The following is an 11,735-nucleotide window of genomic DNA, read 5'->3' as shown; positions in this document are numbered from 1 at the left end:
GCCCCCTGCTCCCCGTGCCCCTCTTCCACGGTAGTGCAACCCCAGTATAAACTTCTCTTGAAAATGCCCCACAGACGCCAGCAAGGCTTTTGTGTTACAATTTTGGAGTGTTTTTGCTTTTATTTGCCTTTAGGCGATTTCAACCCCACGCATCAGGAGAGTTTACATGACGAGCAGTTACAGTGCCGATCAGATTCAAGTTCTGGAAGGTCTGGAAGCCGTCCGCAAAAGACCAGGAATGTACATTGGTACCACTGGGCCGCGAGGACTCCACCATTTAGTTTACGAGGTGGTGGACAATTCAATCGATGAGGCTTTGGCAGGTCATTGCACTCATATAGAGGTGGATATCAACGCTGATGGTTCAGTAACTGTAACAGATGATGGTCGCGGTATTCCCGTCGATACTCACTCGCGCACCGGAAAATCGGCTTTGGAAACCGTAATGACGGTACTGCACGCAGGTGGAAAGTTTGGTGGCGGTGGTTACAAAGTTTCTGGAGGATTGCACGGGGTTGGTGTTTCTGTTGTTAATGCCCTGTCTGAGGTTGTAGAAGTTACGGTTTGGCGAGATAAAAAGGTTCATCTTCAGCGCTACGAACGCGGTATCCCAGTTAGCGATCTGCAAGTCAAACCTTACAAAGAAGCTAGAACCGGGACTTCTGTTACTTTTAAGCCAGATACCCAAATCTTTACAAATAGCATTGAGTTTGATTACATTACTTTATCAGGTCGCCTACGGGAATTGGCGTATCTGAATGCAGGTGTCAAAATTACCTTTACTGACCACCGTTTAGAACTACTAAAAAGCGATACACCCAAGGTAGAAACCTACGAGTACAAGGGTGGGATCAAAGAGTACATCGCGTACATGAACCGTGAGAAGCAACCGTTGCATGAAGAAATTATCTATGTGCAGGGAGAACGGAACAACGTACAAGTGGAAGTTTCTTTACAGTGGTGTACTGATGCTTACACGGATAATGTGTTAGGTTTTGCCAATAATATTCGTACCGTGGATGGTGGTACGCACTTAGAAGGCTTGAAGGCGGTTCTGACTCGGACATTAAATGCAATCGCTCGCAAGCGCAATAAAATTAAAGAGAATGAACCTAACCTCAGTGGGGAACACGTCCGTGAAGGTTTGACTGCGGTAATTTCCGTTAAAGTCCCAGATCCAGAATTTGAAGGACAAACCAAAACCAAACTCGGTAACACTGAAGTTCGAGGGATCGTTGATTCTTTGGTAGGAGAAGTCCTCACCGAGTACCTAGAATTTCATCCGGCGATCGCAGATTCAATTTTAGACAAAGCTATCCAAGCTTTCAAAGCCGCAGAAGCCGCGCGTCATGCACGGGAATTAGTCAGACGCAAATCTGTACTGGAATCTTCGCCATTACCTGGGAAATTGGCAGACTGTAGCTCTCGTGACCCTGGCGAATCTGAGATATTCATTGTGGAAGGGGACTCAGCCGGTGGAAGTGCAAAACAAGGACGCGATCGCCGCACTCAAGCGATCTTGCCTCTACGTGGTAAAATTCTCAACATTGAAAAAACCGACGACGCTAAAATTTATAAAAATAACGAAGTTCAATCGTTAATTACAGCACTTGGTTTAGGTGTCAAAGGTGATGAATTCGATTCCACCCAATTGCGTTATCACCGGATAGTCATTATGACAGATGCTGACGTAGACGGGGCGCACATTCGGACTTTGTTGTTAACATTTTTCTATCGATATCAGCGATCGCTCATCGAACAAGGCTTTATTTATATTGCTTGTCCCCCACTATTTAAAGTAGAACGGGGACGTAATCATGAGTACTGCTATAGCGATCGCGAAAAAGATCAAACAATCGCCAAATTTCCTGCTAACGCCAACTATACCATCCAACGTTTCAAAGGTTTGGGTGAAATGATGCCACAACAACTCTGGGATACGACAATGAACCCAGAAACCCGTAAAATGAAGCAAGTCGAAATTGAGGATGCCGCCGAAGCTGATCGCATCTTCACAATTTTAATGGGCGATCGCGTCGCCCCCAGACGAGAATTCATCGAAACCTATGGTTCTAAACTCAACTTCACCGATTTAGATATTTAATATCGATTCTCTGGCACGACTCCAATAATTTTTGACATTGGTAATGGGTGATACGTTTTCACCCATTACCTTTTTTATATGCAAAACTGCTATAAAAAGTATCTCTTTTGGATGATGACAAACTAAGAAACATATAAATCTTTTGTATTAATATTTTTCAGACTACAAACTATGTCGTTAGATGAGTGACTATATCTATAAATTCATTAGATATTGTCAATAATTCCTTATTTAACTGGATTTTAGACAAAGCTATGAAAGTGAGCAAAGGCATAGTAGAAATATTGTTCAATATTATTGGCATAAGTAGCTTGATTGCTCTGTCTGCCTGCGTTCAACCTGCCGAAACTCCTACAGCAACTGTCCCTCCTGTCACGCCAACCCCTACTCCCACCATTGCCACCCAAAATTTAGCAGAACTGGCAAAGTCAGCAGCCAGTCAAGGACAGTTTCAAACCCTCATCCAAACAGTGCAAGCAGCAGGCTTAACTGAACAGCTTGCTAAACCAGGCCCTTACACAATATTTGCACCTACTGACGCCGCTTTCTCTGCTTTACCAAAAGCTACTTTAGATCAACTCTTACAGCCAGCAAACAAACAACAATTAGTCAAGCTTCTGGCTTATCACGTTATACCTGGGGGAATTACCTCCCAGCAATTGACATCTGGACAAGTTAAAACAATTGAAGGTAGTCCCGTTCAAATCACGGTTGATCGTGCCAGCAGCTCAATCACAGTCAACAATGCTAAAGTGACTCAGCCAGACATCCCAGCTAGCAACGGCATCGTTCATATAGTTGACCAGGTACTTCTGCCACCTAATTTTCCCCCAAGTTTAAAAACCACTCCAACACCACCGTAAGCAGGTCGGCGTAAATGATTATTGTTGGGATAAGGCAGGGGGCAGTTATTGCTGGGAGCAGGGGGAGAAAGAGTTTGAGCCTTATTTACTTTTCTTCACACAGTTTGGTTTTATTGCACCGACTTACTTAGTTCAAGGATTGCTTACAGTTTCCAGTTTTCGGTAGGGGTGGCTTTCAAACCATTGGTGTCAACTTAATGTAAAACTCATGTCGCGCTAATAGCTCAAGTCATCTCCTGATGACTAAATAATCTAAAAAATCTTTAGTCTACTGAAGTAGACTTTGGCTATGAGCCGCTGAAATTCATTTCTGGGCGGGCGTGGAAGCCAACAGATAAGCGATTTCTAGCTTACTTAAGTTGACACCAATGCTTTTAAACCTACCTCTAGCGAAAACTAGACGCTAACAATCAATTAAAAAACTAGGTTCTTCTACCACATAAGCGCTAGGCTAGTGCAACATAACTATAAAAATTCTCAATTTTTCAGTTAATTAATGACCATATAATTTGCTGATTGTCAATATTTTACAAAAATTCAATCTTTTAGTGTTAGCTAAACTACCAACTTTATGAAAGTTTAGTTAAGATAATACTCTTTGCACTGACTGGCTGATTTATTTTGTCCACCAGCTAGAAACACATTTGTTATGCTTTAAGAAAATAACTAAATCTCATCTATCAAACAGCAATTAATAAGTATTTTGAGGATTTCTTATAATAAGATGACAGAAATTTACTGAAATAGAAGTATTGAAGTTTACAATAAATTTACGTAAGTAAAGTTTGTAACCAAATCATTAGGCAATCTTCTGTCTTTATCTTTGTTGGAGGTAATGCCTACTGGAAGCGGACACCATCTGGCAGCAAACTTGTTAAGATCTTCATGTACTGCCTTAGCGATCGCTATTGTATCGGATGTATCTAATGAACTTTTGCCTTAAATAAGACTATACTGGCGAGTTCGCAGGACAAATTCTTTTTGTATTGATTAAAATATCCTTGTATACAATAAGAAAAGTTTGTCAAGTTTCATAGGGCTGAAATCGCCACAGTGCGTTAACGTGTGAATAAGACCAAATTAGTTAAACCGAAATTGATCTGCTATCAGGTCGATTCTGCCAAAGCCTCAACTCCTCAGTTAAGGTAATTAGTACGCAGAAGGTTAACCGCTTTAAGGCAAACACCATCACCCTGGTTGTATTTACCCAAGGTCAAGACCCACTTTAGTCTAAGGAATGCGTAATTTGTGAAGGAAATGTAAAAATGGGTAGATTAAGACGAAACGTCTGAGTTAACATAAAATTCACTCTTTCTAAGTAATGAATGTTGTGTAAAATACATGAAATTCGGTGAAAGCAAACGTACTTACTTTGTAATGTAATAAGAGGGTCACTGCAATTCTGAAAAGTAGAGAAAAATTTAAGGGTATAACTCCCGTTTTTAATGTCTTTTTGGTAATAGTGGCTAATAATTGCTTTAGAAGTTCATGATTAATACACAAAAAGAGTGCAATTTCTGTGAAACAGGCTACAATCGGAAGAGTCTTTCTAGGAAAATCTGCCAAAAGTCTGAATTAATTTAGTATAAAGTGGCAAGTTTTTTGATAAAGGCAAGTCTTTTTTTTGACCAGTTAGTTGAAAGCAGTGTGTGATAGCAACACACATAACATTTACTAAGATGAGCAAGTCACTTTTAGTAATCGCTTAAACTAAAGTAAAAAACCTCCGACCGGAGGTGTAAAACGTCCGAAAATATCTCTGGCAAATCTGCCAAAAAGGTTATTTTCGATTGATGAATAGCTCGTTTAAAAGAGCAGTAAACACATCTTGAGTAATTGATTCTGCAAGGAGCATGAGGAACGCGGCATGAACCAGGCTAACAACGTACTCGAAAGCATATATCAGCCTGACCTAGAAATAATGAATCAGCCTGAGCTCGAGTTAGAAGAACTCTTAATAGACGATGAAGAGGACTTGCTGATCATCGATGAAGGTGACGAGGAATTTTTAGAGCCTCAGTCTGATGAGGACGACGCAAAGTCTGGAAAAGCCGCTAAATCGCGTCGTCGGACACAAAGCAAGAAAAAGCACTACACTGAAGATTCAATTCGGCTTTACTTGCAAGAAATTGGTAGAATTCGGCTGTTGCGGGCAGACGAAGAAATCGAATTGGCGCGGAAAATAGCCGATTTGCTGGAATTAGAGAGGGTGCGAGAAAGACTCTGTGAGCAGTTAGATCGCGATCCTAGAGATAGTGAATGGGCAGAAGCAGTACAACTACCTTTGCCAGCTTTTCGTTATCGCCTCCATGTTGGTCGCAGGGCGAAAGATAAGATGGTGCAATCTAACCTCCGTCTTGTAGTTTCAATTGCCAAGAAGTACATGAATCGTGGTTTGTCGTTCCAAGACTTAATTCAGGAAGGCAGTCTCGGTTTGATTCGTGCCGCTGAAAAGTTTGACCACGAAAAAGGTTATAAGTTCTCCACTTATGCTACATGGTGGATTCGTCAAGCAATTACCCGCGCGATCGCAGATCAATCCCGCACAATTCGCCTTCCAGTTCACCTTTACGAAACTATCTCTCGGATTAAGAAAACTACCAAGTTACTGTCTCAAGAAATGGGTCGCAAACCCACCGAAGAAGAAATCGCCACTCGCATGGAAATGACCATTGAGAAGTTGCGGTTTATTGCTAAATCTGCCCAGTTACCCATTTCATTAGAAACACCCATTGGTAAAGAAGAAGATTCTCGGTTAGGCGATTTTATTGAATCCGATGGTGAAACGCCAGAAGACCAAGTTTCCAAAAATCTTCTGCGCGAAGACCTCGAAAAAGTCCTCGATAGTCTCAGTCCTCGTGAACGCGATGTTCTCAGACTACGTTACGGCTTGGATGATGGTCGGATGAAGACTCTTGAGGAAATCGGACAGATTTTCAACGTCACCCGCGAACGCATTCGTCAAATTGAGGCGAAAGCACTCCGCAAGTTACGCCACCCAAATCGTAACAGCGTTCTCAAAGAGTATATTCGGTAGTCAATTAGTCATTAGTCATTGGTCATTAGTGAATAAACAAATGACAAATGACAAAACAATAAAAAACCTGGCAGTGAATTAGCACTCCAGGTTTTTTTATTTATAGGTCATCTTAGATATTAAAACTTATAGAATGCCCCAAAAATGTAGAAAGCCTTGACCAGAAAAAAGCTCAACCAAAACGGCTGCTAAAAAGCCAATCATTGCCAAGCGGCCGTTCCAAATTTCTGCTTGTGGGGTAAAGCCCCAACGCCAAGCGTTGCGATCTTCAATTACGGGAGTAGTGACTTTTGTTGTGGTTGCATTTGTCATTGTTAGGACTCCAAACTTAATTCTTAAGGTTTATTGCCTTATGTAAACTAATATAACAAATATTTTTATAAAGGCAACATTTTTTATACTTTTGTTTCCATAGCTTGACATGAACAATAGGAATTAATAGGAACTAAAACATCTATCTTTGGATACAACTATAGGACTTATGCAAAAAGCTCTTAAACTCTTATTCTTCCATGTCCTTTGCGGTTCAATTTTTCGTTGCTTGTGCCTAAGTCCTGAACTACTCAAGACTTTTGGCAGAGTATATTAATTTATTGAGATTAATTATTAATTATCTTATCATGTAAGTAGTTTTTTCTGGCTAGACTCGTTGAAAAACAGGAATTTCAATTACAGACAGATGTGGATTAATTATGATTTAATTAATATTTTTTAGCATTAAGTTAGGAATCTAGAGTACAAAATGCTTACAGTTCAAGGTTGAAAGTACCTTGTTTACCAGTCTTGTGGGTGAAGAGTTAAGTGATTAAGACTGCTTTATGTCTACGCACTCACTAAAATTATTAATTTAGCTTTGTCATCGAGATAGTTAAGTTAAAGTTATTTTTAATAAAACTAATTTATAAGTTTAGGCAATTTTCATTTAATAAATTGATATTTAAACTGTTTGATAGTAGATCAAAAAAATTTATGAACAAGCAGCAAACTAATGAGTTTGACAAAATTATCCTTACTGCCTTCATGGTTAGTCTAGCTAGACAGTTCACAGATATTCCTTATGCTAAGGAGTTGGCACAATTAATAGAGATGCAAGGGTTGGTAAAGGTATCTCAACCACAAAATCAAGACAAAAGTGTTTTGCTTACCGCACGCGTGGAAGCTCGTTATAAAGCCATCAACCAAGTCATAGCTCAATATCAAATCACACAAGTTCTAGAACTAGCATCTGGTTTGTTGCCGCGTGGGCTTTTGATGTCTAGCAATCCGAATATAACCTTTATTGAAAGTGACTTGCCTCAGATGATTGGTTGCAAACAGCAACTAATTCAGCAACTAGTGGGAGAACGTCCTAACCTACATTTTATAGAAATTGATGCTACTAGCCGTCCTAATGAATTTTGGAAGAGTACTTCTGTACTTAAAGCTGGACAGCCAGTGATGATTTTGTGTGAAGGATTGCTGACACATCTGACTTTGGTAGAAAAACAACTTGTATGTGCCAATATCCGCAATATGCTTCACTCTTATGGTGGTGTTTGGATTACTCCTGATTTTATTGACACAGGTAGTTTAGTGCGATCGCAACAAGATGACTCAGGTTTAGAAAAGCTATTACAAACAGTTACTAACCTTACAGGCAGGTCTTTAGTAAATAATAATTTTGGCACACTCCATCAAGCACGGCAGTTTGTTTATGAACAAGGTTTTCGTGTGACAGAACATAGTATGTTGAACGTAATAGACGAATTAAGCTGCTTAGAAATTTTGGGTATTGATCCAGAAGTGGTAAGGAGAATGCTTGCTGCTCAATCTGTCTTCGCGCTTACTCTCGATGTTGCTTGATTTTTCTTTAGTGCCAAAAAATTTCCATTTCTTTTGAAGTCGAGACAAAACTAAGCTTTTCGTAGATACGTTTACCATCCTCAGTGGTGTGAAGCCAGAGGCGTTTTGCCTCAGTTGCTCTGACAAAGCTAATAATTTCTTTTAAGAGTGCTGTAGCAATTCCCTGTCCTCGCCACATTGGAATTGTATAAACGTTCATAACATAGGCTTCTAAGCCTGAGAGATTGCTGTTGTAGGGGGGTCGTTGAAAAAATACTAAGCCGCTAGTGGCAATAATTTGACTATCCACTTCAGCTACCCAAGCTAAAAACTCATTCTGCGGCATTTTTTCAACAAAATACTTTCGAGTTGCTTTTGCTAGGTTTGCGATGTCAGAGTTACCTTTTATATCGCCAGCCTCCCGCAGGAGCTCGAGACGCAGTTGGAGCAGCGCCTCTAAATCCTCCAAGTTGGCTTGTCGTAAGTTGAACATCACCCTAATTTACGATCGCACTTCGGCAATGGTGATAATTTTTTCATCGCGGTTGAGTTGGATGATACTCTCACCTTTAACATCTCTGCCCAATATTGGCACTGTTTCCAGAGGTAACCGCACTACCCGCTCCTTATTCGTCACTAAAGCTACCTCGCCAGATGCGATCGTTGCTATAACCATACCAGCTAAGTTGTCAGTTTTGCTGACAAATTTCAGCGCTTGCGTGCCTAAATCGCCGCGATTAGCCGCTCTTAGGTGACTCGCAGGCATCCGCTTGGCATATCCTTCTTGAGTAACTAGCAGTAGTTGGTCATCTTTACCAACAGTGACACAGCCAACCATTTGCTGATTTTTCAATAACCGAAATGCTTGTAAACCCATCGCTGTGCGTCCCATGATCGGTAATTGTTCATCATTGACTGCAAAACGCAACAGTCGCCCACCGGAACTAGCTAAAATCAGATGATCCCCTGGTTTGGTGAACTGGGTAAATGACAATTCATCATCGTCTTTGAGCTTTAAAATTGTGATTCCGCGCCGAGTCAAGTTAGTAAATTCTCCCAGAGACAGCCGCTTAATCCGTCCCTCTTTTGTTAAAAGAATCATCTGCTTAGTTTCGAGATTTTCCGGCAGTAAAAAGCGGCTGACTACAGCTTCTTGAGCGCCTTGAGCAGTACTACTGAGCATAGTAATCAAAGGTTTCCCCCGTGGAGAACGTCCAGTGGTTGGGGGAATTTCTCCCACCTTCACAGGGTAAACTTTACCGCTAGCGCTTAGTACTAGCAAGTCTTTCTCTGTGTCAGTCAACACAGTTTGGATAATGAAGTCATTATCATGCAGACCATTTTCACCTTTTGACTTTCTCCCAGATGGCTGGGTACGGCGCACATAACCCCGTTGGGTAAATTCTAAAACCGCTTCCTCTGCTGGTTCAGAAGATTTAAGTTCCTCTTCTTCCTCTACTCGTCCTCTTGTTCCCTTGTCCTCTTGTATCCTTGTATCGGTGCTGGTAGGTGCTAGCTTAGTACGTCGGGGATCGTTGTACTTGCGCTTGAGCGATCGCAAATCTTTTTTCAGCGCCTTGAGTAATTCTCGGCGATCGCTCAGTAATAGCTCCAACAATCTAATTTGTTCACTTATCTGCTCAAATTCCTGCTGCAAATTTTGCTGTTCTAAACTGGTGAGGCGACGCAACGGCATAGCCAGAATTGCATCTCCTTGTACCTCACTCAAATCCAGTCGGCTACAAAGGTTTATTTTTGCCGTACTTCCATCGGGAGCTTGGCGCAAAATTTCAATTACCTGATCCAAATTAGATAGTGCTTTGAGTAAACCTTCCAGCAAATGCACACGACTTTGGGCCTTCTCCAACTCGTAATTGTAGCGACGGTTCAGCGTCTCTTCTCGGAAACTCAAAAACTCCTGCAATAGTTGACGCAAACTTAACTGGCGGGGTTGTCCATTCACTATTGCTAAAAGAATTGCCCCAAAAGTCACTTGCAAAGCAGTTTGGTGATACAAATGCTGGAGAACTTCTTGGGTATTGGTATCGCGTTTGAGTTCAATTACCACCCGCATCCCTTCGCGATCGCTTTCATCCCGAAGATCAGAAATTCCTTGCAAACGACCTTGATTTACTAAGTCCGCTACCTTCTCAATCCAGGCAGCCTTGTTAACTTGATAAGGCAATTCTGTAATAATAATTGCCGTCCGTCGCTTGCTTCCCCTTGTGGCTGGAATTTCCTCCAGAGTCGCAACTCCCCGCAGCAGAATCCCACCTTTACCTGTGGTGTATGCTTCTCGAATTCCAGTCTCACCAATTATTTCTCCACCAGTGGGAAAGTCTGGCCCTGGAATTAGCTCAAATAATTTTTCATCTGGCAAATCTGGGTTGTCGATTAAGGCAATTAACCCATCGACAACTTCCCCCAAATTGTGCGGTGGAACATTCGTCGCCATTCCCACGGCAATACCAGAACAGCCATTGAGCAACAGAAACGGCAACTGAGCAGGTAACACCGTTGGTTCTTGCTGGGAATTATCGAAGTTCCCGACAAATTCCACAGTTTCTTCGCCAATTTCTGTCAGCATTCCCTCATGGCTGATGGCTGCGAGGCGCGTTTCTGTGTAGCGCATCGCTGCTGGCGGGTCATTATCGACACTGCCAAAGTTACCGTGTCCTGCCAGCAAAGGATAGCGGCTAGAAAAATCCTGTACTAACCTGACTAAAGCATCGTAAACTGATTGGTCGCCGTGAGGATGGTATTTACCTAACACATCACCCACTACACGGGCACATTTTCGATAGGGTCTATCTGGTACTAAACCGAGTTCGTGCATGGCATATAGAATGCGGCGATGCACTGGTTTTAAGCCATCACGCACGTCTGGTAGCGCTCGCCCGACAATCACGCTCATGGCATATTCTAAATAAGACCGTTGCATCTCGGTATGCAGGGCTGTTGTAATTACCTGTCCCGTTGAGAGAAGGTTTAACTGTTTTGCCATGAGTTTTTTCCCTGAAATTTAACTACACTAAAGCCGTCGGAACTCAATATTGCAGCAACCACAGCATAACGGATGAAATGGGATTCCTAACAAAATATTGATAGTCATAAAAGAAAAAGCAGTAGTATCATCCTTGATGACAGGATGTACATTGACTATTAAAAAGGAAAGAGATAGCAGGTAGCTGTTTTAATCGAATGATATGCTGCACACTTAATTTGTATAGACTCCATAGCCAGGATACTTGCCATGACTGCATTTTCTCATTTTAAATTTGGAATTGCCTAATCGCCTTACCTCTACCTCTATTACTAAAAATCTCATGAAAACTGTTTTAATTGTCGAAGACGATCTAATTAATGCTCGTGTTTTTTCCAAAATTTTGTCCAAGCGTGGCGGCTTGGGTGTAAAACACACTGAAAATGTTGAAGAAGTAATAAAAATTGCCCAATCAGGAGAAGCCGACCTGATTTTGATGGATGTTTCTCTGTCTAGAAGCGTTTACCAAGGTAAATCTGTTGATGGAATCAAAATTACACAAATGTTAAAATCTGATCCCAAAACAGCAAACTTACCCGTTATTTTAGTGACGGCACATGCTATGGAAGGCGATCGCGAAAACTTTCTCAAGCAAAGCGGCGCTGATGGTTACATTTCTAAGCCAGTTGTTGACCATCAACAGTTTGTTGACCAAATCATCGCACTTCTACCCACAGACGACCACTGAGAATTAACGACTTATTTCAGGAATACTCGCCCGCAAACGTTTTTGGGCGACTAGTTCTTGTATTTAGTCAGTTTAGTATAGATGTACTACGAAAAGGTACTGTTAGGCAAGTGGTAATAGGAGAGGGGAGTAGGGAGCGGGTAATGGGGAATGGGGCATAGGGCATTGGTTATTAATTC

General features: G+C 41.5%; 8 protein-coding genes. 5 read left to right on the top strand and 3 right to left on the bottom strand.

Annotated elements, in window-relative coordinates:
- Positions 1–166: 166 nt before the first annotated feature.
- The 3 genes from gyrB (at position 167) to rpoD (ending at position 6,004) form a co-directional block, all read left to right on the top strand.
- Positions 167–2,104, top strand: a complete 1,938-nt coding sequence (gene gyrB / locus ACFE90_RS29760) for a DNA topoisomerase (ATP-hydrolyzing) subunit B (protein ID WP_375505963.1) — start codon at positions 167–169, stop codon at positions 2,102–2,104.
- 254 nt (positions 2,105–2,358) lie between these two features.
- A complete protein-coding gene (locus tag ACFE90_RS29755; RefSeq protein ID WP_375505964.1) occupies positions 2,359–2,967 on the top strand; it encodes a fasciclin domain-containing protein in 609 nt (202 codons plus the stop codon).
- 1,867 nt (positions 2,968–4,834) lie between these two features.
- Positions 4,835–6,004, top strand: a complete 1,170-nt coding sequence (rpoD, locus tag ACFE90_RS29750) for an RNA polymerase sigma factor RpoD (RefSeq protein WP_094353188.1) — start codon at positions 4,835–4,837, stop codon at positions 6,002–6,004.
- 126 nt (positions 6,005–6,130) lie between these two features.
- Here rpoD and ACFE90_RS29745 read toward each other — a convergent pair whose 3' ends face one another.
- The gene (locus tag ACFE90_RS29745; RefSeq protein ID WP_109009401.1) at positions 6,131–6,316 is read right to left on the bottom strand and encodes a chlorophyll a/b-binding protein; all 186 of its coding nucleotides are present in this window, start codon (positions 6,314–6,316) and stop codon (positions 6,131–6,133) included.
- Positions 6,317–6,973: 657 nt separating this feature from the next.
- Here ACFE90_RS29745 and ACFE90_RS29740 point away from each other — a divergent pair.
- Positions 6,974–7,846 (top strand): class I SAM-dependent methyltransferase, encoded by an 873-nt coding sequence (locus ACFE90_RS29740; RefSeq protein ID WP_375505962.1) that lies wholly within the window; start codon positions 6,974–6,976, stop codon positions 7,844–7,846.
- 7 nt (positions 7,847–7,853) lie between these two features.
- Here the strand turns inward: ACFE90_RS29740 and ACFE90_RS29735 are convergent, their stop codons facing one another.
- Both ACFE90_RS29735 and gyrA read right to left on the bottom strand, forming a co-directional pair.
- Positions 7,854–8,318 (bottom strand): GNAT family N-acetyltransferase, encoded by a 465-nt coding sequence (locus ACFE90_RS29735; protein ID WP_375505961.1) that lies wholly within the window; start codon positions 8,316–8,318, stop codon positions 7,854–7,856.
- A 9-nt stretch (positions 8,319–8,327) separates the two neighbouring features.
- Positions 8,328–10,829, bottom strand: coding sequence for a DNA gyrase subunit A (gyrA, locus tag ACFE90_RS29730; RefSeq protein ID WP_375505960.1), 2,502 nt, complete (start codon positions 10,827–10,829; stop codon positions 8,328–8,330).
- A gap of 322 nt (positions 10,830–11,151) precedes the next feature.
- Between gyrA and ACFE90_RS29725 the strand changes: the two genes are divergently transcribed.
- Entirely contained in the window at positions 11,152–11,556 is a 405-nt protein-coding gene (locus ACFE90_RS29725) for a response regulator (protein ID WP_109009404.1), read from the top strand.
- The last annotated feature ends 179 nt before the right edge of the window (positions 11,557–11,735 follow it).

The organism is uncultured Nostoc sp., from assembly GCF_964245445.1.
Lineage (GTDB): Bacteria > Cyanobacteriota > Cyanobacteriia > Cyanobacteriales > Nostocaceae > Nostoc.
Note: the sequence above shows the minus strand (reverse complement) of the source record. Positions and strands in the feature narration are given on the sequence as shown.

Coding starts and splice junctions, on each gene's coding strand:
- gyrB (WP_375505963.1), top strand. CDS start 167: ATGACGAGCAGTTACAGTGCCGATCAGATTCAAGTTCTGGAAGGTCTG.
- ACFE90_RS29755 (WP_375505964.1), top strand. CDS start 2,359: ATGAAAGTGAGCAAAGGCATAGTAGAAATATTGTTCAATATTATTGGC.
- rpoD (WP_094353188.1), top strand. CDS start 4,835: ATGAACCAGGCTAACAACGTACTCGAAAGCATATATCAGCCTGACCTA.
- ACFE90_RS29745 (WP_109009401.1), bottom strand. CDS start 6,316: ATGACAAATGCAACCACAACAAAAGTCACTACTCCCGTAATTGAAGAT.
- ACFE90_RS29740 (WP_375505962.1), top strand. CDS start 6,974: ATGAACAAGCAGCAAACTAATGAGTTTGACAAAATTATCCTTACTGCC.
- ACFE90_RS29735 (WP_375505961.1), bottom strand. CDS start 8,318: ATGTTCAACTTACGACAAGCCAACTTGGAGGATTTAGAGGCGCTGCTC.
- gyrA (WP_375505960.1), bottom strand. CDS start 10,829: ATGGCAAAACAGTTAAACCTTCTCTCAACGGGACAGGTAATTACAACA.
- ACFE90_RS29725 (WP_109009404.1), top strand. CDS start 11,152: ATGAAAACTGTTTTAATTGTCGAAGACGATCTAATTAATGCTCGTGTT.